The sequence below is a fragment of the Flavobacteriales bacterium genome (assembly GCA_030584065.1).
Lineage (GTDB): Bacteria > Bacteroidota > Bacteroidia > Flavobacteriales_F > PHOS-HE28 > PHOS-HE28.
In genome coordinates this window covers 234,449-259,065 of record CP129489.1, presented here as the reverse complement: position 1 = coordinate 259,065, position 24,617 = coordinate 234,449, and the positions used below count along the sequence as shown (strand labels likewise).

Genomic DNA, 24,617 nt, shown 5'->3' with positions numbered 1-24,617 from the left:
CTTCGCGCCCGATTGAGCCTACCCCGAACCGTCACCCGCAGGGACATCGACCGCTTGGCGGTGCCGGCCATCATCAGCGGCATCGCGGAGCCTGTGATATCGCTGGTGGACACCGCCTTCGTGGGCCGCTTGGGCACCGCCGACCTCGCCGCCGTGGGCATCGCCAGTAGCTTCTTCCTGCTGGTGGTTTGGGTACTGGCGCAGACGCGCAGCGCCGTGCTGGCCGTGGTGGCCCGTTACTACGGTGAGGGCCGGGTGCAGGCGGTTGCCGGGCTCGTGCCCATCGCCGCCTGGATGAACTTCCTGCTCGGCTTCCTCTTCTTCGCCCTCACGAACGCGCTCGCAGAGCCCATCTTCAGGCTCTACAATGCGGAGGGCGAGGTGCTGGAAAAGGCCGTTGAGTACTACCGCATCCGCAGCTATGGCCACCCAATCGTCCTGGCCACCTTCGCCATCACCGGCGCCTTCCGCGGTATCCAGAACCTGAGCTGGGGCATGTGGATCAGCATCATCGGCGCCATCGTCAATGGCCTGCTGAACCCCATCCTGATCTTCGGCTATGGGCCTGTGGAGGGCATGGGCATCGCGGGCAGCGCATGGGCCAGCCTGGCGGCTCAGGCGGTCATGTTCGGCAGCGCCGCATGGATCCTGGAGACCCGCACGCCCTTCAGCATGGTTCCGCGCGGGCTGCGGCATCCCGAGCTGAAGGGCCTGTGGCTGCTGAGCGGGAACCTCTTCGCGCGGACGCTGGCCCTGAACCTCTGCTACTACCTGGGCAACCGGTATGCCACCGGGTATGGCGAGGCATACATCGGCGCGCACAGCATCGCCATGCAGATATGGCTCTTCAGCGCCTTCTTCATCGATGGCTACGCCGCGGCCGGCAGCGTGCTGGTGGGGCGGCTGAACGGGGAGCGCAACTGGCGCGACCTCCACCGGGTGAGCTGGCAGGTGGTGCGCATGAGCGTGACCATCGGCGCGGGGTTGGCGGTGCTCTACCTCATCGGGTACAACCGCATCGGTGCGCTCTTCACGCAGGACCAGCGCGTGCTTGAGCTCCTGGACGGCGTCTTCTGGATGGTGGTGCTCACCCAGCCCATCAATGCCGTCGCCTTCGCCTTCGATGGCATCTACAAGGGGCTGGGCAACGGCAGGATCCTGCGCAACGTGCTGCTCATCGCCACCCTCGTCGCCTTCGTGCCGGTGATCTGGGCGGGCGATGCGCTCGATTGGCGGCTGCACGCCGTCTGGATGGCCTTCCTCGCCTGGATGACGGTCCGCGGCGCACTGCTGAGCGCCCACTTCGAGAAGCACCATCGCGCGCCTGCCGTGCGCTGAGCGGCGCTACCTTCGGCTCATGGTCCGCCCACCGTTCGCGCTGCTCCTCCTGGTGCTGTCGAGCGCGCCGCTGCGTGCACAGGACGACGCCAAGGCCGCGCCCCGCAAGGAAGCCGACGGGCGGCCGCTGCATGAGCGCTTCTGGTTCGGAGGCGGCATCGGCTTGGCGTTCGGCACGGTCACCGCCATCCAGCTCGATCCGCTGATCGGGTACAAGGTGGACCCCGCCGGGCGGTTCTCCACGAGCGTGGGGTTCAGCTACTGGTACTACCGTGACAACCGGTTCACGCCGCCGTACGATTTCAGCGGCTTCGGCTACCGCGCCTTCTCCCGGTACAGGGTGGTGGACCCGGTCTTCCTCCACGCCGAGTTCCTGAACCTGAACGTGGACCGCTACAGCTATGCGGAAGCGCGGTTCCGGAAGATGTGGGTGCCGCATCTCCTGGTGGGCGGCGGCTACGTGCAGTCCTTGGGCGGACGCAGCGCCATCTACCTGCAGGTGCTGTGGGAGGTGCTCCAGGACCCGAACAGCGTCTACTTGGGCCAGGGGCCCGTGGTTAGCGGAGGCTTCGGGTTGGGGCTCTGAACGCAGCAGGGCGGATGCCATTCGGCACCCATCCTGACCGTGGCTCAACCGAACAGGCCCGCCCAGCGCGCTCGACGCAACCTGGACGACACCCGGCGGATATCCGCCGCCTGCTCGGCTTCTTCTGCCGCGGTCATGGCCGTGCTTCGGGCCGGACGATAGAGGCGAAGCGCTTCCGCAGGGCTGCCCGTGCGCTCAAGGTGGCCGGCCACCGCGGCCAGCACCGTGCACCGATTGCGGCCGAGGACCTGTCGGGCCCGCTGGTAGGCCTCATGCAGCGCCGCGCATGATTTCCATGGCTTGCCTCTCATAGCGGCATCCACGCACTGGCATCCGGGAGGTTGCCCGGTTGCGGAAAAAAGAAGCCCGGCGTGTGCCGGGCTTCGTGTGGAGCCGGAGGGAATCGAACCCTCGTCCAAACGACCGCGAAATGGGCTTTCTACATGCTTAGCCGCTTCATTGATTTTCGACCACGGGCTGGGGAAGGGCACCCCACCTGAGGCTTAGGTCCTGTTTCTCGCCCGCGCTCCGGACCACCGCGCGGGCCAGCTTCCCAGGGCGACACCCCTGAGCCGGGAAGGAGGGAAACGGGCCTCCCCGAGGGGTACTCGTCCACGCTACTGTTGTTCACGTGGATTAAGCGTCATAGCCTTAGGCTATTAAGCAGCGAGAGCGTAGTCTACTTCGCCAGTTATGGCGTTGATGCACTGGGATACGGGCCGCACATCACGCCCGGCATGCTTACCGCACCTCACGAAGCCGCTGTCGAAACCAGATCGGCCCCAAGTGCTCAAAGAACGAAGGCCAAAAGTAGGCCGTCGAGGTGCCTGCCAATCCAATGCCGATCCGTTGAATTCCATTGGGCTAAGTTTGCCGCCGTTCAGAATGGCAGTCCCCTACCGCAAGATCGGCATCATCCGCGAAGGCAAGCAGCCGGTGGACCGCCGCGTTCCGCTCACCCCCGCCCAGTGCCGAGAGGTGAGCATCCGCTACCCACAGGTGGACCTGGTCGTGCAGCGCAGCGCAGTGCGCGCCTACACCGACGCCGAATACGCCGATCAAGGCGTCCGCCTCGTGGACGATCTGTCAGACCGTGACCTGATCATCGGCGTGAAGGAGGTCCCTGTGGACCTGCTCCTTCCCGGCAAGAGCTACCTCTTCTTCAGCCACACCATCAAAGAGCAGCCCCACAACCGCAAGCTCATGCGGGCGGTGGTGGAGCAGGGCATCACCCTCATCGACCACGAGCTGCTCACCGACCTCCATGGCGACCGTGTGCTGGCGTTCGGCTATTGGGCAGGCGTGGTGGGCGCATACAACGCCTTCCGCGCTTGGCAAATGGCTCATGGCGGACCGGCCTTGAAGCCCGCGCACGCCTGCCACGATCTGGAGGAGCTCGAGCGCCACCTGCATGCCTTCCCGCTGCCCAAGGACCTGCGGATCGTGATGACCGGCGGCGGGCGCGTGGGCAAGGGCGCCATGGGCGTGCTTGAGCGCGCAGGCGTGGAGCGCGTGAAGCCGCAAGCATTCCTGGAGCAGGATTTCAGCAAGCCCGTCTACACGGTGCTGGGAACCCAGGACCTCTATGAGCGACAGGATGGCGTCCCCTTCGACAAGGCCGCCTTCCACCGCGACCCTGCAGGCCATCGGGCGCGGTTCGCCCCCTATGCGCATCGAGCTCAGCTCTACCTGGCCTGCCATTACTGGGACCCGCGCGGCCCCAAGATCCTCAGCGGCGAGGACCTCCGCGACCCGCGCCTGACCCTGAGTGTGGTGGCCGACGTGAGCTGCGACATCGGCGGCCCTATCGACAGCACCCTCCGGTCCACCACCATCGAATCCCCCTTCCTTGGTTACGACCCGGCAACGGGCGGCGAAGTGGCCCCGGGCAGCCCCGGCAGCATCACGGTAATGGCCGTCGATAACCTGCCCTGCGAACTGCCGCGCGATGCTTCAGAGGCATTCGGCCTGGACCTCATCGAGCGGGTCCTGCCGAACCTTGTGGAGCGGGATGAGGAGGGAATGATCGATCGGGCCACGATTGTCCGCGCAGGCCGGTTGACGGACCGCTTCGCCCATTTGGCGGAATACGCCGGTACGGCAGGCACCTCAGTGGCGTAGTACGGCCACCTCGAGCAGGAAGTAGCGGGAAGTGGAGTCGCGATTCACGGCAACGGCCTTCAAGGGCCGCGCTCCTTTCCGGGCGAGGGTGAGCAGGCCGAGTCCGGCGCCACCGCGCTCGGTGCGGCCATCGTGGCTGAGCAAGCGCAGGAAATGCTCCTTCAGATCGGCCTCGGTCATATCGTTGAGCACTTCGATCCGGTGCAGCAGGAGCTCCGCAGTGGCGATCGGCACAGCATTCCCCAGCTGCAAGCGGTAGCCCTCAGGGCTTCCCACCAGCAGGGCATAGACCGTCTCGGGCTCCCCCTGTGCATGCACCCGCAGGTTCTCCAGCGCCTCCACGATCACCGTGAGCAAGCGCTTGCGTGTCACCACGCCGTCGGCATTGGCCAGGCTGGACTCCTCGGCCCGCTGCAGCAAGGCCTGCAGCACCTCGTGGTCGAGCGCCCCGCTGTGGTGAAAAACCACCGAGGACTCCGGCAGGCGAAGGAGCTCCGCAGAGGCTGCGATGGACCAGTGGCCCGCATGCAGCGAGGATGGAGTCGGGGGAGGGGAGCTCAAGGTCGCAATGATTCGACATGACCCCCCTGGCCAACGACGAAGGGGAATCCGGTGCCGATATACGATGGGAAATGACCCATGGTTGCGACCGTCCATGGTTCTTCATGGCCCTTATAGCGCCCGGTTCGCGAGCGGCGGCTCGGGATTCACCTATGTTCGGGCCCCTGGCACGGGGCAAGGGCATCGGTCGACCCATTCACAACAACCTGATAATGTGCGACAAATCAATGCTCAGCTGGCTCACCGCCGGCCTCCTGTGCACCGGCTGCCCTGGTCCAAGCCGCCCTGACGCGCCCCATGAGGTCCCTGGCCGCAGTGCCTTCGCCTACCCAGCGCTGGAGGACAATGTGAAACATGATACCCTCCTGATCCAAACCACCTTCGACATGGGCGATGGCACCTGCGTGATGGTGGCATCGGCGGTTGAAGACACCTTCGAAGGGCTGCGCCTTTACCGGTACCGCGCGCGCCCTGACAGCAGCGCCGAGGTGATTGCCGTTTCCTCACCGGCCTACGATAGCTGGACGATGCTGCCCCGGTTCTTCGGCAGGGACAGCACCGCCACCGATGACCTCTGGGTGCTGGCGAACTTCGGGGAGAAGGAAAGCTGGGGACAGAAGCTCCTGCGGCTCGACACCGCTTTCCATGACCTGGCCTTCATGGATGCCGCACGGCCGGAGCGCGTCCTGGAGGACGACACACTTAGGCTGAAGCGCCGCGACATCGCGCCCTACGTCCGGTTCGAAACGCACGGCGACACCCTGTGGTTCCGCTTCGCCTGTGACAGCGTGTACCTCTATGACGACCAAGCCGGCGGGTACGACCGCATCCTTCCCGCTGCATCCGTCCGGTACACTTGGGACCCAAGCGGGCTCCTCCTCTGGGTGAACGGCGAGCCGAGGCCCGTGCGGCAGCCGAGCTAGGCTCATCGGCGCGCGGCTCCAGTGCCTTGGATCCGCCCAAGGTCTCCTGCACCCTTCAGATCCGGCCACTACTCCACAGTGGGGACTAGCCCCCGTACGCCCATGTCCACCACCACATCGTTGGCTGGTGGTCCAGGCTCGTAGATGCCGTCACCGTTGTCCAGCCACTCGAAGCTGTTGTTGGTGCTGAGCGAGACGGTGATCACCACATCGGAGGTCTCATTGCCGGTAATGGTGAGCGGTGCGGCGAACTGGCCGGTGACCACGCAGGATCCCGGGGGGATCTCGGAGGTGGCGAACAGCGGGTTGGGCACCGTGGTGGCCCCCGGCGGCGCCTGGCCCGTGACCGGCGCGAGCGGGATGGGCGCATTGATGACCTCGAAGGCCCAGAAGCCCTGCAGACGGTTGCCGTTCACGGTAACGCTCTGGTTGCGCACCGGGAAGCTGGTGATGTAGGTGTTGTACCCGATGAAGCTGGCCACCGTGCCCCACAGGTTGAAGGTGCCGAGGACCGCATCGGTGTAGCGGAACCGGATGTCGTAGTTCTGATAGGCCAGCGACACGCGGAGCCACTCGTAGGTGCCGGGCGTCATCTGCGCCAGCGGCATGCTGAAAAAGGTCTCGCCATCGCCCACCTGCACGCCCTGCGCGAAATCGATGGCCGTGGAGCCGCCGATGGACGTCTCCGGGGCGTGGTAGACCACCGTGCCAGTGCCCAGCGCGGTGAGCATGCTCGGCGCGAACTCGATGTAATGCGCGCTCATCCGGTTGAATCGTGGGCTTTGCGCGGCATGACCCGGAGGCAGGGTGGCGGGCTGGCCCAGGTTGTTGAGGCGCACCTGCGTGCTGTCGAAGCGGAACTTCATCACCAAGCGGGGGCCGGCGGGCGCGGGCTGGTTGGGCGCAGATGATTCGTCGTTGTCCTTCTTACAAGAACTGGCAAACAGCAGGGCCGAAGCGGCGAGGAGGAAGGCGGGGAGGCGCATGAACGGATGGGTTCGGGTGCGCCAAACTACCCAACACCGTGCCTGATCCCTGTTGAAAACCTCGCCAGCAATTTGTTATGCACGCATACTTTCATGCTGCTACCTTAGGGGCCACCCAGTCCAGCCCATGCGCCCCGAAGAGACCATCGACTTCCCCATCCGCCGCGTGTGGAGCCGCATCTCGCGCCTGTACAACACCGAGGCGGCGAAGTACGGGGGCAGCATGGCCATTGGCCAGATACTGCTGAACATCGAGCCCGAGGGGACGCCCAGCACCAAGCTCGGCCCCAAGATGGGCATGGAGGCCCGCAGCCTCGTGCGCACCCTGCAGACCATGGAGGACGAGGGCCTCATCAAGCGCATCGCCGACACCGCCGACAAGCGCGTGGTGCGCATCCACCTCACGGCGAAGGGCAAGCAGATGCGCGACGTGAGCCGCAACACCGTGATCAAGTTCAACGAGGCGGTGCAGCGCCGCTTCACGCCCGCACAACTGAGCAACTTCCGGCAGGTGATGAGCGAGCTGGACCGGATACTCGAACAGGAACAACTCTTCTGAAATACCATTCACCGCAAAGACGCCAAGCACGCCAAGGAATTCCACTTCGCGCTCTTCGCGTCTTGGCGGTGAGAATCAGATCGAACAATGACCAAACGAAACATCCGCAAGATCGCCGTACTCGGTAGCGGCGTCATGGGCAGCCGCATCGCCTGCCACTTCGCCAATATCGGCGCCGAGGTGCTGCTGCTGGACATCGCTCCGAAAGAGGGCAATGACAAGAACAAGATCGTCAACGACGCGCTCGCCGCCGCGATCAAGAGCAGTCCTGCGCCGCTGTACGATGCCCGCTTCGCCAAGCGCATCAGCACCGGCAACTTCGACGATGACCTGCCGAAGATCAAGGACTGCGACTGGATCATCGAGGTGGTGATCGAACGGCTCGACATCAAGCAGCAGGTGCTGGCCAACGTGGAGAAGTACCGCACGCCCGGCACCCTCATCACCACCAACACCAGCGGCATCCCCATACACGCCATCGCGCAGGGCCGCAGCGACGACTTCCGCCGGCACTTCTGCGGCACGCACTTCTTCAACCCGCCGCGCTACCTGCCGCTGCTGGAACTGATCCCCGGTCCGGACACCGACCCCGCGGTGATCGACTTCCTGGAGGACTACGGCCAGCGCATCCTCGGCAAGGTCACCGTGCGCTGCCAGGACACGCCCGCCTTCATCGCCAACCGCATCGGCGTGTTCGGCATCATGGGCCTCTTCCACTTGGTGAAGGAGATGGGCCTCACCGTGGAGGAGGTGGACCGCCTCACCGGTCCCGTGCTGGGCCGCCCCAAGAGCGCCACCTTCCGCACCGCCGACGTGGTGGGCTTGGACACGCTGGTGAAAGTAGCCCAGGGCGTGAAGGACAACTGCCCCAACGACGAGCAGAACGCGCTCTTCGCCATCCCCGGCTACCTGCAGCAGATGGTGGAGAAGAACATGCTCGGCAGCAAGACCGGCAAGGGTTTCTTCTTCAAGGACCGCAGCTCACCCAAAGGCGAGATCCTCGCGCTCGACCTCAATACGCTGCAATACCGTCCGCAGGTGAAGCCCAAGTTCGCCACGCTGGACGCCGCCAAGAAGGAGGACGACCTGCGCAAGCGCACGGCCCTGCTCTACAACGGCACCGACAAGGCCGGCGAGTTCTACCGCAAGAGCTTCCACGGGCTCTTCGCCTACGTAAGCCACCGGATCCCCGAGATCACCGATGCGCTGTACAAGATCGACGATGCCATGCGCGCGGGCTTCGGCTGGGAGATCGGTCCGTTCGAGACCTGGGATGCCGTGGGTGTGAAGACCGCGCTAGACGCGATGAACGCGGCAGGCGTGAAGGTGTCGCCGTGGATCAACGAGATGGTGGCAGCCGGTCACACGTCCTTCTACAAGACAGAAGGCGGCAAACGCATGTACTACGATGCCGCGAGCAAGAGCTACAAGGCCATCCCGCGTGCCGAGGGCATGATCGTGCTGAGCGACCTGCCGGAAAGCAGCGTGGTGTGGAAGAACAGCGCCGCCACCGTGCGTCACCTCGGTGATGGCATCCTCAGCGTAAGCTGGACGAGCAAGATGAACACCATCGGCGCGGAGGTGATCCAGGGCCTCAACAAGGCCATCGACCTCGCCGAGCAGGGTTACAAGGGCCTGGTGGTCTATAACGACGGCGCCAACTTCAGCGCGGGCGCCAACGTGGGCATGATCTTCATGATGGCCGTGGAGCAGGAGTACGACGACCTGGAGATGGCCGTGCGCACCTTCCAGAACACCATGATGCGCATGCGCTACAGCAGCATCCCCGTGGTGGCGGCACCGCACCAGCTGTGCCTGGGCGGCGGCACCGAGCTCTGCCTGCACGCGGACAAGGTGGTGGCGCACGCCGAGACCTACATGGGCCTGGTGGAATTCGGCGTGGGCGTGATCCCCGGCGGTGGCGGCACCAAGGAGTTCGCCCTGCGCCTGGCCGACGAGCTGAAGGAGGGCGACATCCGCATCAACGCCATGCGCGAGCGCTTCCTCACCATCGGCCAGGCCAAGGTGGCCACCAGCGGGCACGAGGCCTTCGCGCTCGGCTACCTGCGCAAGGGCCACGACGAGGTGATCGTGAGCCGCGCCCACCAGCTGGCCTACGCCAAACAATGTGCGCTGGACCTTTGGAACAAGGGCTACACCAAGCCCGCGCCGCGCACCGACATCAAGGTGCTCGGCCAGGAAGGCCTCGGCATCGTGTACGTGGGCGCCAACAGCATGCTCAGCGGCAACTACATCAGCCAGCACGATGCGCTGATCAGCGAGAAGCTCGGCTACGTGCTGTGCGGCGGCGACCTGAGCGAGGCGACGGAGGTGAGCGAGCAATATCTGCTGGATCTGGAGCGCAAGGCGTTCGTTGAGTTGTGCATGCAACGCAAGACGCTCGAACGCCTTCAATCCATCATCACTTCGGGTAAAGTGCTCAGGAACTGATGAAGCCAGTGCGCTACATAGTGCGTGATGGTTTGGGCGTGCCGGCTCGAAGACTCGCCGTCGCGCTCTCCGCTTGTACTCCTCGCTCCTTCGTCGCTGTGGGGTACCCGCTGCGATCGCTCACGCGAAATGAGGCTGTACCTTTCAACCACAACCCAACGACATGGCAACTGTAAACACCTTTATTCCGAAGAACGGAACCTTCGAGAAGATTGAACTCGAACCAATGTCGTTCAATGACACTGTGACTAGACTCGGGTACCATCCCGATCAAGTCCGATCCCATCTTAACATGGATGTCGAGGGCATCTATTGGGTGGGCTTCAAGATCTTCACGAACCAGATAGTCGCTGTCGCAGCTAGCGTTGAGCATCTTGACCAATCAATCGTATCGCGCTTCATCTCCAACTACCAAGCGAGGTATGAGAGCTACGAAGTCGAAGGGATATTTGATGACGGCGTTGCGAACGGATCATTGAGCGCAGAGTACTTGACGAGCGTGCTCGGCTTACCCACAGTTGACCCCAATGGGTCCATTGTTGCACCCTCGCTTGGATATGAGTTGGTCTTCCTTGACGGCAAACTTGCCGGTTATCAGCCGAGTGACGGCCTAAGCAAGTGGGCAAAGTCGATGAAGGAGAACAACCCTAAGCTCTTCGCGAGCTATCTCTTGGCTGGTCGTAAGCGCTGGAACAATGATGAAGATAGAGTCCGCGTGGAATTAAATGCGCAGGCGGATGCCTTTGCCAACATTCCTCAAGGCTTGCTCAACCCGCTCATTGACCAATACCGTCAGCCGGACGGGACTATCGACTTTGTGCGGTTGATGAACGAGAATTACAAGTAACGCTACCAGATTTTCGAAAACCAAAGCAACCTTGCCATGGACGACAAGATTATCCCCTTTGGCCAGTACAAAGGCAAGCCTGTCGAAGTTCTTGCCACAGATAAGAACTACACTGAATGGCTTCTGGCTCAGTCATGGTTCAAGGAGAAGTACTTGACCATCTACAACGTTGTGATCAACAACTTTCGAGAGCCGGCTGACACACCTGAACATAACAAACTCCAGATCAAGTTCCTTAAAGCAGAACACAGATTGAAGCTCGCCTTCTTGGTCAATCCTAGGTTATTCCAAAACGACTCTGAATTCCTCAATGCAGAGATGAAGAAGATTATAAAGCTGAAGGAACTGAATCAAGGAAAGCTATTCCTACAATCCATCAGGTCGCCAAACCCGAAAGAGGAGTTCGGCCTGTATTCAAAAGATCTCTTGAGAATGTCGAAGCCAGTCTTTGAGCATGTCGATGTCTGCTACTCTCTGTCATATGGTCTGAGCTTTCACTACGAAAACGGCCACTACCAGTCAGGCTATCGTGAGTTCGCCCACCGCCGGCTCAGCACCTACTGGATTGAGCTTAAGCCAACTGTCTCTGACGATTTCCCCCAAGTGCTGCGTCAAATGAAGGCTTCAATGCCAGTTGAACAAAGCGACTGGCAAAGGGATCGTTTCTACCTGCTCGTCGTGGGTGCCTATACCGGAACAAGTGCAACTCAGGAAGAATTCGTTGCCTACTTCGAGACCCAAGGCTACAAGGTGGTTTTCGAGAACGAGATTGAAAGGGTGGTGCTTCCTTCTTTCGAAAGAGAGTTCGTACTAAGCGATGAGATTCAGCAGCAATTGCTCACACTGGCTAAATGACGACCAAGCTCCCAAGCAAAGATGACCTCGATTGATTGGCTACCCAAAGACGCTCAAGTTCTGATTGAGGAGGCAAGAGCGAATGATGACTTCCACTCAGACCACAGCGATTGCCTGACTGGTGCAGGCGAACGCTCAGTCGACTTCATGGAGTACCGTTTCCCCTTGGCCGATGGGCAGGATCTGCTCATGAGGTTCGTTGACTTTTCACTGGACAGCTACACAATCGTTGAGCGCGAATTGGACGAACCAGAGAATGAGCCCGAACTTCTGTTTGAGGTTGAAGAACCTGATCCCAACAAATGATCATCGATCAATTCTGTTAACCCAATGATGAAGTTCATTGTATCCCTCATCTTCAAACAATGGACGGTCTTCGATTTTGTGGTTTCTCTGGCCTCGTTCATTGCACTGGCTTTTGATAGCCTTACCCCTGGTCAGAAGGTTGCCATTGTTCTGTCGGGCATTGGCTTGGCATTCTGCATCAAACTCATCAGACAATGCTGGCACTATTACCAAGGCTTCCTAAAGCCGATAAAGGTGATAGGTACTGTGAAGGGTGTTGGAACAAATAGGGCAACCACTTACATCAGGATTCAAAACCTCTCCTATCTCAGACCAGAGATGTTGCTTACGATGGTAACCAATGGAAACGGTATTCTTCAAGACCTCTGTGTTCTTCAAGTAGTGACTAGCGATGAGGGTCAAGACTGCCTCTGCGTCACGTTGAACTCTACGGATCAGAAGCTCGTGGAATCGTACTGCGCCGATGGAAACAAACTGAGCAACCTATTTGCCGTTCCGACGATCAATCGCCCAAGCCTACTGACGCCAAATACCTGATGCCCATGTCAGAGAAACAAATCAAGGTTGTGTCGATCATCACGCCGACTCGCGTGGTTATCAATTGGGGCTCTCAAGAAGGAGCCAAAATTGGGATGGCAGTTCTCATTTATGGTCTCTCGACCGATGAAGTGTTTGACCCGGACACGAAGACCAGTCTTGGGCATATTGAACTGCTTCGGGGAAGAGGAAAAATCATCCATGCTCAAGAGCAGATGGCTACCGTTGAGAGTATTCAGAAAGAGCCGTCAACGCGAGTCATTACTAGGAAGCAAATGTTCGGATTAGGAGAAGAACGCGAAGAACGCTCCGACATTAAGGATTTCGATGATGTGCAGGTGGGTGACTTGGTTCGACTCATACGCTAGATTGATGAAATCGAGATTAGCACTCCGCGTGAGGGATCGAAGCGGCATCCCGCTGGCCGGCCGAACACCGGCTGCGACCCCTTCAGGGTCGAATGCCTCCTTGGTGGAACAAATGCTAGTTGCTGCGACCCCTTCAGGGTCGAATGCCTCCTTGGCGGAACGAATGCTAGTTGCTGCGACCCCTTCGGGGTCGAATGCGCGCGCAGCCGCACGCAGGCTGGGCCTGACCCCGGAGGGGTCACAGCCATTAGAAGAACGCCCCCATGCCGCCACGACCCTGAAGGGGTCGCAGAACGCATTCCGCGTGAGGGATAGAAGCGAAAAGCCCGCAGGCCTGTCATCAGGCCGAGGACTTGTAGCGGATAGCCCGACGGCGCTGCATTTGAGCGCCGGCACGCCCAACAAACAACAAGCAACAGTCAGTCCGGCATAGGACATAAGACAGCACTCCCCATGAACGCATACATCATCGCCGGTTTCCGAAGCGCAGTAGGAAAGGCACCTCGCGGCAAATTCCGTTTCACCCGTCCGGACGACCTGGCCGCGCACGTGGTGAACCACCTGGTGAGCTCGGTACCCGGGCTGGACCGCACGCGCATCGACGACGTGATCGTGGGCAACGCCACGCCCGAGGCCGAGCAGGGCCTGAACATCGGCCGCATGATCAGCCTGATGGGCCTGAACACCGACAAGGTGCCAGGCATGACGGTGAACCGCTACTGCAGCAGCGGCAGCGAGACCATCGCCATCGCGGCGGCCAAGATCCACAGCGGGCAGGCCGACATGATCGTGGCGGGCGGCGTGGAGTGCATGAGCCCGATCCCCTTCGGCGGCTGGCGCATCGTGCCGAACGCCAAGGTGGGCAAGGCGCAGCCCACGTACTACTGGGGCATGGGCCTCACCGCCGAGGCCGTGGCGCGCGACTTCAAGGTGAGCCGTGAGGACCAGGACGCCTTCAGCCTGCGCAGCCACGAGAAGGCCCTGGCCGCGATCAGCTCCGGCAAGTTCACCGACGAGATCGTGCCCTACACCGTGGAGCGCGTGTACCTGGACGCGAAGGAGAAGCGCCAGGTGGAGAAGTATGTGGTGGACACCGATGAAGGTCCGCGCGCGAGCACCCCGGAGGCACTGGCGAAGCTGAAGCCCGTGTTCGACGCGAAGGGCAGCGTGACGGCCGGCAACGCCAGCCAGACGAGCGATGGCGCGGCCTTCGTGCTGGTGGTGAGCGAGCGCATGCTGAAGCAATTGAATGTGAAGCCGATCGCGCGCCTCCTCTCCTACCACGTGGCCGGCGTGGAGCCGCGCATCATGGGCATCGGTCCGGTGGCGGCGGTGCCGAAGGCGCTGGAAAAGGCCGGGCTGAAGCTGGGCGACATCGGGCTGTTCGAGCTGAACGAGGCCTTCGCGAGCCAATCGCTGGCGGTGGTGCGCGAGCTGGGCATAGACCCGGAGCTGGTGAACGTGAACGGTGGCGCCATCGCGCTGGGGCATCCGCTGGGGTGCACGGGCGCGAAGCTGAGCGTGCAGTTGTTCAACGAGATGCGGCGGCGGAAGCAGAAGTACGGGGTAGTGACGATGTGTGTGGGGACGGGGCAGGGAGCGGCGAGCGTGTTTGAGCTGTTGAATTGAAGAAGAGAAGATGAACCTACTTGAAGAACTCGAGCAACGAAAAGCGCTGGTCAACCAACTATGGCTTAACGCACAGCAGCAGGAGGCAATGGGTGCATTGGCTGACGATGCGTTCATGCAGTGGAATACTGCATGGACTGAGTTGGGGGATTTTCAGATGACCAACCGCCAAGAGATACGCAACCTCAAGATTGACCTCATCCTTGGTGAATAAGACTTCGGGTCCAATGGCCAATCTGTTTCCTGCATTGGGGGTGCCCCCGCCTCAAATGCAGGCGGGGTCCGGCTCTTCGCTGTACTCCTCGCTCGTTCCTCGCTGCGGGGTGCCGCTCCGATCCGTCACGCGAAACAACACGAGTAGCTTGTACTTTTCACACTGAATCAACCCCATGTTACCATGAAAGGCAGCATTCTCTTCATGCTCATCGCGGGCGTGATAATTCTCCTCTTGGTGTTTACAGAAGCTGTAGGTGGCTTCGGTGCCTTTGGTCTTATACTTCTGTTGGCCATGGTTGGAGGCGTTTGGTACAACATCGACAAGCAGAAAGAGCGCAAGGAACTGACCGACCAACTGACCGGGGAACTGGCGAGGCTTGAAGGCTTCTCGAGTACGAAGAAGCTCATCGGTCCTTGGGGATTGATCGCCATAGACAATGACAGTAAGCAGATTGCGTTCAAGGAAGGCCATGGAAGCGTTAAGAAGTACAGCTACTCGGATATCATTGGATGCGAGGTAATCGAGGATGGTGAAACAACCTATCGCAAATCTGGAGCCCTTGGCCGGGCAGTGGTTGGCGGGATCATTGCTGGGGGCGCTGGCGCAATCATCGGCGGAGTAACAGCTAAGGGTCAGGAGAACAAAGAAGTAAAGACCGTGGACTTCAAATTGCTCTTGCGAGACACAAACAATCCGAGCTTCCGCATCCGCTTCTTCGACGCATGGGAAGAAACGGCTCGCACCAAGAAGAGTGTGAAGCACAGCGATTCGGTGTACGGCACCAATCTGCGAAAGGCAATCGACGACTTAAACACATGGAAAGAGACCATTGAGGTCATCATTGATCAAGAAGACCGCAAAGCCGGACACATGAGTGTTTCCCAACAGGCGTCGCTTTCTGATGAGCTACTGAAGCTCGACGACCTCAGATCAAAAGGTATCCTTACCCAAGCGGAGTTTGAGCAACAGAAGGCTAAGCTTCTTGGCTAGTTGAACTGCGTTGCCCCCACGCCATCCGCCAATTCCTGCCTAGTCGCCTTGTTCGCGGGCAGCTTGTTCTTGGGCGCTTGCCATCCCCCCCCCCTGCGCCAATAAAAGCCGCTGAGCCCAACGAGATCCACGCTGCCGATTACGACCTCCTCATCCCCGCCGAGCAGGACCTGTCCCTCCTAAGCGAGAAAGCCCTGCTGAACCTCTTCCCCTGCTTCCCGTGCGATGCGGCGGACACGCGGTCGGAATCGCCCATCGCGGGCAGGACGGTGGTGGACTATCTTTGAGCACCACACGAGCATCATGGTGATCGTCATCAAACGGGGCATGACCAAGAAGCAGGTCGACGCGCTGTTGTCGAAGCTTCGTACCGGGCGACGCAAGCGGAAGAAGCGTCCCTTGCCCGACATTCACCAATTCGTCGGCACGATCAAGCTGAAGGAAGACCCCTTGCAGATCCAAAAGCGGTTGCGCGATGAGTGGTGATCGGTGGTTGATCGACACCAACATCGTCCTGTACCTGCTGAACGGCGACACCCACCTCGCCGACATGTTGACGGACAAAGAGCTCACGCTTTCCAACATATCCCGGATGGAGCTCTTGAGCTTCCCGGACATCACCAAAGGTGAACTGGCGAAAGTCGAGGTGTTCCTGGAAGCGTGGCCGGTCGTGGAGATCAACTCATTGATCGAGGAGCAGGCGATCGCCATACGGCGGAAGCACCGGTTGAAATTGCCGGACAGCATCATTGCGGCCACGGCCATGCACCTGGACATACCGCTCGTCACCGGTGACACGTCGATGCTCAAACTGCTCGATGAACTGGATGTGATCCATTACCAGTTCCGGCGCATTTGATCCGCCCTGACAGCAAGATCGATCAGAACGCCGTGATCCATCACCGGCCTTGTTCCGGGCGGCACGACACCGATCCTGGAAGGGATCATGACCGCTACATCGTTGAAGGCTTTGCTCGACCGAACCGGTTCCATCCAACGCAACTGCTGGCCCTGGTCATGTGGGTGTTGTGGTCCGCTTGTGGATCCCCCCCCCGCAATGAGCAGGCCCCGCGCGAGATCCATACCGCCGCCTACGACCTGATCGCCCCCGCCGAACAGGACCTGTCCCGCCCCAGCGGGAAAGCCCTGCTGATCGTCTTCCCCTGCTTCCCGTGCGATGCGGCGGACACCCGGTCAGAGTCGCCCATCGCGTACACGGCGGTGGCCAACGGCATCGCGGTGCTACTGATGAACTACAACCGGCACATCCTGATGAGCGATGCGGAGAAGCGGGAGGTGCTCGATACGATCGCGGCGGCTGTGAAGGCGCATGGGGTCGATGCCAGGAACACCTTCATCGGTGGCTTCTCCTCCGGCGGCAACGTGAGCGTGCTGCTGGCGAAGGAACTGGTGCGCACACCTCGGCCGGGCATCGGTCTCAAGGGCGTCTTCGCCGTGGACAGTCCGCTGGACCTGGTGCACCTGTATGACTGTTCGAAGCTCGACCTAGCGAAAACGACCTTCCCACAGTACAAGGACGAGGCGCGCTACGTGCAGGCCTTTCTGGACAGCACCCTCGGCTCGCCCACGGACAGCATGGCCAATTACGAGCGCTCCGCTCCTCTCTTGAACACGTCCGCGAGCGTGGCCCCGCTGAAGGACCTGCCGATCCGCTTCTACACCGAGCCGGACACCGAATGGTGGCGCGCCAACCGCGACGACAGCTACGAGGAGCTGAACGCCTTTGCGATGAAGCGGATCCATGATACGCTGGTAGCGGTGGGGAATGCGCGAGCGGAGTACATCACCACGGCGGGGCGTGGCGTGCAACATGGGAACCGGTACCTGCATGCGTGGTCGATCGTGGATGAGCGGGAGCTGGTGCGGTGGATGGAGGGGTTCAGTCGGTGACGATCTGTCGCCGACTAAAGGTCCGACCAGACCTACCGCGCGCTGTAGTGCGTCCCCCGCCCCACCCCTTCGCGTAGCAGTACCTCTGCGGCCACCATCGTTTCCAGGTCTTTCTTCACCGTGGGTAGTGGTATGCCCAAGGCCTTCGCGATGCCGCCCGCCTGCGCACCGGCATGGGCCTGCACGTAGCGCAGGATGTTGCGCTGGCGTTCGTTCAGGTCGGTGATGGCGCCCTTCGCCTCCAGCTTGGCGCGGAGCTTCTCCATCATCACCACCAGGCAGTCCAGGAAGAAGTGCAGCCAGGCGCCGATGTCCTCGCCGGGGCGGTTGACCTGGCAGGTGCGCAGCACGCGGTAATACTCCTGCTTGCGCCGCTCGATCTCGTGCTCGAAGCTGACGTACTGCACCCAGGGATAGCCCTGTTGCAACAGGAGCAAGGTGGCCAATAGGCGACTGAGGCGGCCGTTGCCGTCCTGGAACGGGTGGATGGTGACGAACTCGTAGCAGAAGGCCGCCACGCGCACGAGCGGATGCACGGCATCGGGCCGGGCGTACCACGCGACGAGTGCACGCATCGCGTCCTCCGTTTCCACGCCGGGCGGTGTGGTGGTGAAGACCACCGTGCGACTGCCATCGGGCAGGGTGGCCTCCACGGCATTGGGGCGCTGCTTGTAGCCGCCGCGGTGCCAGGCGTCCTTGGTGCTGTACTGGAGCGTGAGCTTGTGCAGGTGCATCAGTTCGTTCTCGCCGATGCGGATATCCGAGTAGGCCTCGGAAATGGTGTCGAGCGCCTCGAAGTAGCCGGCCACCTCCTGCTGGTCGCGGTCCTCCAGCTTGGTGATGTCGAGCTGGGCGAGCAGGGCATCCACGGCGGCATCATCCAGACGGCTGCCCTCGATGCGGGTGGAGGCCCCCACGCTCTGGATGGTGGCGATGGACTTGAGGTGCTTGAGCGAGCGGCCTTCGCGGCGTTCGATGCCGGCCCACTCCCCGGCGAAGCGGTCCACCCGGCTGATGGCCAGGAGCAGGTCCCAGGTGAGGTCGAGGCGGAAGGTGTGGACCGCGGACATATCCGCAAATATACGGTAATATCCGTTCCGTATCCGAAAAGAGGGTGGTCGTATCCGTGAATATCCGCTAATAGCCGGAACGTATCCGGAAACGGGAGGTCCGCGTGAGGGGCAGCAGCGGCGGCCTGCCGCTGGACCGCCCTTGCAGCCACGAGCAGCGAGGAGGCTGCGACGAAGGAGCAGACACCGGAGCGCCGTGGATGCTGGGCGGGACACGGCAGCCAAAGCGAATGACCCGACCCGAGGCTTTTGCGAGGGGCACGCCCGAAGCAAGACTCAAGTCACAAGGCTCACGCCCTCGCTGGGGGCTGCGGCGTGCGCGGCAAGTGTCAAGGGATCAAGGTCGCCCGGCACCATCTCCTGGTCGCCAATGACCATTCGCCATTCGCCCCCGCATCCGAACCACCCCTGTTGGAAATTTGTTATGCGTGCATAACTTTAACCCGAACCAGACGTACTACCCACAGAGGCATTTCGATCATCTGATCGTCTGATCCTCTGATCATCTGATCGACACCATGAGCACCGACGTGAAGAAAGCCCTCCAGGGCGGCGAATTCCTGATCCGCACCAGCGAACCGCAGGACATCTTCATCCCCGAGGAGTTCAACGAGGAGCAGCGCATGATCGCGCAGAGCTCGCGCGAGTTCCTGGAGCAGCACGTGTGGCCCAACCTGGACCGAATCGATGCGCTGGAGGAAGGCCTGATGCCGAGCCTGCTGGACAAGGCCGGCGAGCTGGGTCTGCTGGGCATCAGCGTGCCCGAGGAGCTGGGCGGCTTCGGCAAGGACTTCCTCACCGGCATGCTGGTGACGGAGATCACCGGCGCGGGGCACAGCTTCAGCGTGGCGATCGCGGCGCACACGGGCATCGGCACGCTGCCCATCCTCTACTACGGCGATGAGGCGCAGCGGAAGAAGTACGTGCCCAAGCTGGCCACCGGTGAGTGGAAGGCGAGCTATTGCCTGACCGAGCCCGGCAGCGGCAGCGATGCCAACAGCGGCAAGACGAAGGCGGTGCTGAGCGACGACGGCAAGCACTACATCCTGAACGGGCAGAAGATGTGGATCACGAACGGCGGGTTCGCCGACGTGTTCACGGTGTTCGCCAAGATCACCGACCCGAAGACGGGTGAGGCGGACAAGAACCTCACGGCCTTCATCGTGGAGAAGGGCTTCGGCGGCATCACGCTGAACCCCGAGGAGAAGAAGATGGGCATCAAGGGCAGCAGCACGCGCCAGGTGTTCTTCAACGACTGCAAGGTGCCGGTGGAGAACCTGCTGGGCGGGCGCGAGAACGGCTTCAAGATCGCGGTGAACATCCTGAACATCGGCCGCATCAAGCTGGCGGGCGCGGCGCTGGGCGGCGCGAAGGCCACCGTGGACATGAGCGTGAAGTACGCCAACGAGCGGGCGCAGTTCGGCAAGCCGATCAGCGCCTTCGGGGCCATCCGCCAGAAGCTGGCCGACCAGGCGACCTACTGCTACGTGGTGGAGAGCGCCACCTACCGCTGCAGCAACGACATGGAGCGCGCGATCGAGGACCTGAAGGCCGGCGGTGCCGACCATGCCACCGCGCTGCTGAAGGGCGTGGAGCAGTACGCCGCCGAGGCCGCCATCCTGAAGGTGGCGGGCAGCGAGTGCCTGGATTACGTGGTGGACGAGGGCGTGCAGATCTATGGCGGCATGGGCTACAGCGCCGAGAGCCCCGTGGAGCGCGCCTACCGCGACAGCCGCATCAACCGGATCTTCGAGGGCACCAACGAGATCAACCGCATGCTCACGGTGGACATGCTGCTGAAGCGCGCGATGAAGGGCCAACTCGACCTGATGGGCCCGGCGATGGCGGTGGCGGGCGAACTGATGGGCATCCCCGACTTCCCCGAGCCGGACGATTCACTGCTCGCCGACGAGAAGCGCATGGTGGCGAACTTCAAGAAGGCCGTGCTGATGGCCGCCGGTGGCGCCGCGCAGAAGCTGGGCCTCGAACTGGCGAAGCATCAGGAGACCTTGATGCACATCGCCGACATGGTGATCGACACCTACCTGGCCGAGAGCGTGCTGCTGCGCACCCTGAAGCTGGCCGAGCTGAAAGGTGCGGCCAACGTGGCCGAGCAGATCGCCATGTGCCAGCTGTACATCCACGATGCGGCCGACCGCATCCACAAGTGGGCGAAGGAGGCCGTGTGCAACTTCGCCGAGGGCGACGAGCGCCAGGCGATGCTGATGGGCGCCAAGCGCTGGAGCAAGAACACGCCGCTGAACACGGCCGAGCTGCGGAAGGCGGTGGCGAAGCGGATGATCGCGGAGGGGAAATACTGCTTCTGATCAATAGGTGACCAGCAAGCGCAAGCCGTCAGGGTTGCCGGGCGATACGTTCCCGTCGTTCCAATTCCCAAGCATCTCTTCCACGCTTGAGATAGGATAGCATTTGCGTGGCTCCACCATGATGCCTAATGTGATCATATCCGACTCCCACATTCTCGAAATGGCGGTAGTATAACTTGATGCACTCGCCAGCCATGGCGTAGATGCGCTCAATGCTCTCCGTCTCGGCTTTGTGCACCTCAGAAGGCACTGTGACCACGAGTTCAAAGTCGCTGTGCGCAATGACCCGATCCCGGATCTTCTTCAACGGTTCCCAATGACCGTCCGCTTCGGCCTTCAAAGCAGTGATGCTCTCGTGGAACGGCAGTGCCTTGGCGTCTTGAACCAATCGCGCCAACGAGATATTGTCCCTCCCCATGGATACTGCAGGATCCATGAGCCTTCCAGCGTTTTGAATGAAGGAGGACCAGTACAGCCTGTGCAGCCTCGCGAAGAACAAGGAACCCGTTGAGTTCAGAACATCCAGGTCCTCTTGCACCGAAGTGAAGATCTTCTTGTACTCGGCCAAGTCGAAATGTGCGATAACGAGTTGTTCATGCATCCACTTCACGACCTCAGGTACACCTATCGAATCCATCTTGTCCTCCATCACTTCATGTTGCTACTTCTCTTTCTTCTTTCCCGCTGGTACAACCTTCTTCTCTTCCCCCTCCAACCGGCGTTGCACCTTCTTCAGGTCCTCGGCCGGAGACAGCGCTTCCGGTTTGACGCCCCGTTCGGCCAGCATCCTGCGCACAGCAACGTTGTTGTCCACATGCTCCTTGGTGATCGGCGCTTCACCTTGGAGATCCTTGTCCACCACATTGTGCCCGGTGAGCTCGGTGGCGAAGTCCTTGGCCTTGATCGTCAGTGTGGGGAGGAAGTCTGCAAGTGGTCGGCTATCCGGAACTCCGAGCTTCCGCTTCATGTCACCGGTGGTGAAGCCACCGAAAAGCGCTTGGTCACCTTTGGAACGAATGATGGCAAAGCCGCGCTCATCCACACCCCGCTCGAAGAGGATACCGGAGAGCTTCTTCTCCGAGCGGGTCAGCTTCTCACGCGCTGACACCCGCGCGACATCCAGCAACCGCTTCTCGATCAGTTCCTGTTTACGGGTCTGAACCGCGAAGTAGGTCTGTGCGAAGGCGATCTCCGGCTTGGTGGGATCCCCGTTCTGGGCGATGAGGTAGCACGCGTACCTGGTCAGAGCCACATCCTCCACGGCGCGCTCGGAACCACTGCCGAGCGCGACCATTTTCGTGACCTCACGAAAATGGTCCGGGATACGGTAGCCACTCGCATCGCAGGACTTCCGCGCACGCTCCACGGCCACCCTGAAATTCTCCCAGCGCGCATAGCCCAAGATCACCTGAAGTTCACGTGCGCTCCAGCACTCAACACCTTCGTGGAGATAACAGGCCTCTTCGAACCGGCGGAAGAGTCCGGTGATCTGTTCCTTGTTCATGTCGACGACATTTCTGTCAAATTCCCGACGTACAATATAGCTCAGCCACCAAAAGGTCCATCGTCACAATTATCCAAGATCAAGGCTGATCCCAAGCGCTGGAGCAAGAACACCGCCGAGCTGCGAAAGGCGGTGGCGAAGAAGATGATCGCGGAGGGGAGGTATTGCTACTGAGGGTTCACCGCAAAGACGCAAGGAGCGCAAAGGAGCGCAGCCATCTGAACCGCAACGGTGCGACGACGCAACGGCAATGCGACGTTCAACGCAAAGACGCGAAGGGCTCAAGGGAGCGCAGCGATCTGAACCGCAACGGCGCGGCGACGCAACGGACACGCTACGTTCTCCTGAAGGAGGCGGGACGGAGCTACTGCGACTAAGTTCGCGACATGCCCGGCGCGCTGATCCGCTTCGGCGCACGAGCGCTCCTCTCCCTTACGCTCACTCGCGTCCAAGGGCAGCCTGGCCCCTTCAGCCGGATGCCAACGTGGAGCCCTGAAGAAGCACGCGAGGACCTGGACGCGGTCGTGAAGGCGCTGAAGGCCCATCACCCCGCCCTTTACCGCTATTGCACGCCTGAGCAGTTCGAGCGGTGCGCGGACAGCCTTCGACGCAGCCTTGACAGGCCATGCACCGAGTTCGAGCTCCTGAACCGCCTCGCCGCATTCTATCCCCTGCTGGGTGACGGGCATACCCTCTTCCTGCCGACGGAGGAATGGGCGCAGGAAGCACCGGCCCGCTACTTCCCGCTGCCTATCGCAGTCACCGATTCGGCCCTGTATCTCCGTTGCAGCGCAGGCCTTGAAGACTCCACGCTGGCGGGTGCGCGCGTGCAGGCCATCAACGGCGTGCCTGCAACCGCCATCCTCGATACGCTGATCACGCGGCAGGTGCGCGATGGTCTGCACACCAGCTACGCCATCTGGGTGCTGGACCAATGGTTCAGGAGCTATTACCGCTTTTCCTATGGCGAGCCAGAACAGTTCACCGTGCAGGTGGAGAAGGCCGGGGAAAGACAGGAGTTCATCCTTCGCGCGCGATCCTCCGACGAGCTACCGGAACCCTGTGCCCCGCCTTCGGATGGCCGTTTGAAGCTTACGCTGCTTGCCAACAAGGCAGCCGTGTTGCGCATTCCGAGCTTTGCCAAGGACGACCTCAGGCCTGCCGAGATCGACGCCGCGTTCGACACGCTGCGGACCCACGGTGTGCAGCACCTGGTGCTCGACCTGCGCGGGGATCAAGGCGGGGAGCCACGTTCGGCCAAACGCCTGCTGGCCCATTTGCTCGATCGGCCCTTCCGGCTTGTGCGCAAGGGGCCGCATCATGGAATGGTCCGGCCATTGAAGAACCACTACACCGGTGCGCTGTGCACCTTGATGGACGGCGGAAGCTTCTCCGTGACCGCGATGGTGCTTGCGCAGCTGGAAGCGCATCAGCGCGGACCGTTGATCGGCAGCGAGAGCGGTGGCTGCCGCACGGTGATCAGCGGGTGTGGCCGCACTGTGGTGCTGCCGAACACCCGGATAACCTGCACCATTTCTCGCAAGGACTGGTGGCTGGTGGACGCACCAGTGGACGGTCGGGGCGTGCAGCCCATCCACCCGGTGGCAACGGAGGTGACCATGCCTTGGCGCAGGGATGCGGCTTTGGAGAAGGCCCTCGAATTGCTCGGGGTGCGTTGATCGGGGGAGCCCATTCTGCAACCAGGCAGAATCGAGGAGGGGATGCGCTGCTGTTGAGGTCCACCGCAAAGGCGCCAAGCACCCAAAGGGTCGCAGCGATCTGAACTGCGACGGCGCAACTGGCGCGCGACGTTCATTGCAGGGCCGTTGAAGCGCTAAGGAGGGGTCCTGGCGCCTTTCGCGTTCTTTGCCGCAACCATCGCACCATGCAGTTCATTGATCCGGCTCTGGAGGCTTATTGCGAAGCGCACAGCGGTGAGGAGCCTGCGCACCTGAAGGCCTTGCGCGAGGAGACCCACGCCAGCATCTACATGCCGCAGATGTGCAGCGGCCACCTGCAGGGCCGCTTCCTGTCGATGCTGAGCCACTTGGTGCGTCCGAAGGTGATCGTGGAGATCGGCACCTACACGGGCTACAGCGCCCTGTGCCTGGCCGAGGGCCTCGCGCCGGGCGGCATGCTGCACACCATCGACATCGACCCGCATCTGCCGCCCTTGGTGGCCCGGCATATCAAGGCCGCAGGGTTCGAGGACCGCATCACCACGCATCAGCAGCCGGCAATGGAGGTGATCCCGACCTTGCCCACACCTTTCGATCTTGTCTTCATCGATGCGGACAAGCCTGCCTATCCGGCGTACTTCGAGGCTGTGGTCGATCGCATGCGCCCCGGTGGATTGATCATGGCGGACAATGTCCTCTGGAGCGGAAAGGTGCTGAAGGCCGCGGAGGAGCAGGACCACCAGACCGCGGCGCTCGTGCGCTATGCCGAACTGGTGACGAACGACCCGCGTGTGGAGAAGGTGATGGTGCCGCTGCGCGACGGGTTGCTGCTGGCCCGACGGCTCTGAGCGC

General features: G+C 61.6%; 26 protein-coding genes and 1 other RNA gene. 21 read left to right on the top strand and 6 right to left on the bottom strand.

Going from position 1 to position 24,617, the window contains the following annotated elements; all coding sequences use genetic code 11:
* Positions 1–12 precede the first annotated feature (12 nt).
* Both QY325_01035 and QY325_01030 read left to right on the top strand, forming a co-directional pair.
* Positions 13–1,338, top strand: coding sequence for an MATE family efflux transporter (locus QY325_01035; protein ID WKZ66524.1), 1,326 nt, complete (start codon positions 13–15; stop codon positions 1,336–1,338).
* Between the two features lie 19 nt (positions 1,339–1,357).
* Entirely contained in the window at positions 1,358–1,924 is a 567-nt protein-coding gene (locus tag QY325_01030; protein ID WKZ66523.1) for a hypothetical protein, read from the top strand.
* A 385-nt stretch (positions 1,925–2,309) separates the two neighbouring features.
* Here QY325_01030 and ssrA read toward each other — a convergent pair.
* Positions 2,310–2,708: a transfer-messenger RNA gene (gene ssrA, locus QY325_01025) on the bottom strand.
* Between the two features lie 101 nt (positions 2,709–2,809).
* Here ssrA and QY325_01020 point away from each other — a divergent pair.
* Positions 2,810–4,045, top strand: coding sequence for an NAD(P)-dependent oxidoreductase (locus tag QY325_01020; GenBank protein WKZ66522.1), 1,236 nt, complete (start codon positions 2,810–2,812; stop codon positions 4,043–4,045).
* On the opposite strand, the gene QY325_01015 is transcribed toward QY325_01020, so the two are convergent.
* Complete coding sequence (locus QY325_01015; protein WKZ66521.1) at positions 4,034–4,606, bottom strand: DUF6272 family protein; 573 nt, start codon at positions 4,604–4,606, stop codon at positions 4,034–4,036. The genes QY325_01020 and QY325_01015 overlap by 12 nt on opposite strands.
* 212 nt (positions 4,607–4,818) lie before the next feature.
* Between QY325_01015 and QY325_01010 the strand changes: the two genes are divergently transcribed.
* A complete protein-coding gene (locus tag QY325_01010) occupies positions 4,819–5,529 on the top strand; it encodes a hypothetical protein (protein WKZ66520.1) in 711 nt (236 codons plus the stop codon).
* Between the two features lie 68 nt (positions 5,530–5,597).
* On the opposite strand, the gene QY325_01005 is transcribed toward QY325_01010, so the two are convergent.
* Positions 5,598–6,515: a hypothetical protein gene (locus QY325_01005; protein WKZ66519.1), complete on the bottom strand. Its 918-nt coding sequence runs from the start codon at positions 6,513–6,515 to the stop codon at positions 5,598–5,600.
* A gap of 127 nt (positions 6,516–6,642) precedes the next feature.
* Between QY325_01005 and QY325_01000 the strand changes: the two genes are divergently transcribed.
* The 14 genes from QY325_01000 (at position 6,643) to QY325_00935 (ending at position 17,185) form a co-directional block, all read left to right on the top strand.
* Entirely contained in the window at positions 6,643–7,074 is a 432-nt protein-coding gene (locus QY325_01000) for a MarR family transcriptional regulator (GenBank protein WKZ66518.1), read from the top strand.
* 87 nt (positions 7,075–7,161) lie between these two features.
* Positions 7,162–9,525, top strand: coding sequence for a 3-hydroxyacyl-CoA dehydrogenase NAD-binding domain-containing protein (locus tag QY325_00995; protein ID WKZ66517.1), 2,364 nt, complete (start codon positions 7,162–7,164; stop codon positions 9,523–9,525).
* Between the two features lie 163 nt (positions 9,526–9,688).
* Positions 9,689–10,372, top strand: a complete 684-nt coding sequence (locus tag QY325_00990; GenBank protein WKZ66516.1) for a hypothetical protein — start codon at positions 9,689–9,691, stop codon at positions 10,370–10,372.
* A 36-nt stretch (positions 10,373–10,408) separates the two neighbouring features.
* Positions 10,409–11,227, top strand: a complete 819-nt coding sequence (locus QY325_00985) for a hypothetical protein (protein WKZ66515.1) — start codon at positions 10,409–10,411, stop codon at positions 11,225–11,227.
* Between the two features lie 21 nt (positions 11,228–11,248).
* Positions 11,249–11,533 (top strand): hypothetical protein, encoded by a 285-nt coding sequence (locus QY325_00980; protein ID WKZ66514.1) that lies wholly within the window; start codon positions 11,249–11,251, stop codon positions 11,531–11,533.
* Positions 11,534–11,557: 24 nt separating this feature from the next.
* Positions 11,558–12,070 (top strand): hypothetical protein, encoded by a 513-nt coding sequence (locus QY325_00975; protein WKZ66513.1) that lies wholly within the window; start codon positions 11,558–11,560, stop codon positions 12,068–12,070.
* A 5-nt stretch (positions 12,071–12,075) separates the two neighbouring features.
* The gene (locus QY325_00970) at positions 12,076–12,438 is read left to right on the top strand and encodes a hypothetical protein (protein ID WKZ66512.1); all 363 of its coding nucleotides are present in this window, start codon (positions 12,076–12,078) and stop codon (positions 12,436–12,438) included.
* Positions 12,439–12,891: 453 nt separating this feature from the next.
* On the top strand, positions 12,892–14,067 hold the full coding sequence (locus tag QY325_00965; GenBank protein WKZ66511.1) for an acetyl-CoA C-acyltransferase: 1,176 nt from the start codon (positions 12,892–12,894) through the stop codon (positions 14,065–14,067).
* A gap of 10 nt (positions 14,068–14,077) precedes the next feature.
* Positions 14,078–14,281, top strand: coding sequence for a hypothetical protein (locus tag QY325_00960; protein ID WKZ66510.1), 204 nt, complete (start codon positions 14,078–14,080; stop codon positions 14,279–14,281).
* Between the two features lie 183 nt (positions 14,282–14,464).
* Entirely contained in the window at positions 14,465–15,274 is an 810-nt protein-coding gene (locus QY325_00955; GenBank protein WKZ66509.1) for an SHOCT domain-containing protein, read from the top strand.
* A gap of 77 nt (positions 15,275–15,351) precedes the next feature.
* A complete protein-coding gene (locus QY325_00950) occupies positions 15,352–15,561 on the top strand; it encodes a hypothetical protein (protein WKZ66508.1) in 210 nt (69 codons plus the stop codon).
* A gap of 16 nt (positions 15,562–15,577) precedes the next feature.
* Positions 15,578–15,760: a hypothetical protein gene (locus tag QY325_00945; protein ID WKZ66507.1), complete on the top strand. Its 183-nt coding sequence runs from the start codon at positions 15,578–15,580 to the stop codon at positions 15,758–15,760.
* Between the two features lie 7 nt (positions 15,761–15,767).
* On the top strand, positions 15,768–16,133 hold the full coding sequence (locus QY325_00940; GenBank protein ID WKZ66506.1) for a type II toxin-antitoxin system VapC family toxin: 366 nt from the start codon (positions 15,768–15,770) through the stop codon (positions 16,131–16,133).
* A gap of 158 nt (positions 16,134–16,291) precedes the next feature.
* A complete protein-coding gene (locus tag QY325_00935; GenBank protein ID WKZ66505.1) occupies positions 16,292–17,185 on the top strand; it encodes a hypothetical protein in 894 nt (297 codons plus the stop codon).
* Positions 17,186–17,217: 32 nt separating this feature from the next.
* On the opposite strand, the gene QY325_00930 is transcribed toward QY325_00935, so the two are convergent.
* Positions 17,218–18,255 carry a Fic family protein gene (locus tag QY325_00930; protein WKZ66504.1) on the bottom strand — a complete coding sequence of 346 codons (1,038 nt, stop codon included), beginning with the start codon at positions 18,253–18,255 and terminating at the stop codon, positions 17,218–17,220.
* A 518-nt stretch (positions 18,256–18,773) separates the two neighbouring features.
* Between QY325_00930 and QY325_00925 the strand changes: the two genes are divergently transcribed.
* A complete protein-coding gene (locus QY325_00925) occupies positions 18,774–20,582 on the top strand; it encodes an acyl-CoA dehydrogenase family protein (GenBank protein ID WKZ66503.1) in 1,809 nt (602 codons plus the stop codon).
* 28 nt (positions 20,583–20,610) lie between these two features.
* Here QY325_00925 and QY325_00920 read toward each other — a convergent pair whose 3' ends face one another.
* A complete protein-coding gene (locus QY325_00920) occupies positions 20,611–21,231 on the bottom strand; it encodes a hypothetical protein (GenBank protein WKZ66502.1) in 621 nt (206 codons plus the stop codon).
* Positions 21,232–21,243: 12 nt separating this feature from the next.
* A complete protein-coding gene (gene dinD, locus QY325_00915; GenBank protein WKZ66501.1) occupies positions 21,244–22,086 on the bottom strand; it encodes a DNA damage-inducible protein D in 843 nt (280 codons plus the stop codon).
* 386 nt (positions 22,087–22,472) lie between these two features.
* Between dinD and QY325_00910 the strand changes: the two genes are divergently transcribed.
* Both QY325_00910 and QY325_00905 read left to right on the top strand, forming a co-directional pair.
* Positions 22,473–23,765 carry a S41 family peptidase gene (locus tag QY325_00910; GenBank protein ID WKZ66500.1) on the top strand — a complete coding sequence of 431 codons (1,293 nt, stop codon included), beginning with the start codon at positions 22,473–22,475 and terminating at the stop codon, positions 23,763–23,765.
* Between the two features lie 206 nt (positions 23,766–23,971).
* A complete protein-coding gene (locus QY325_00905; protein WKZ66499.1) occupies positions 23,972–24,613 on the top strand; it encodes an O-methyltransferase in 642 nt (213 codons plus the stop codon).
* Positions 24,614–24,617 lie beyond the last annotated feature (4 nt).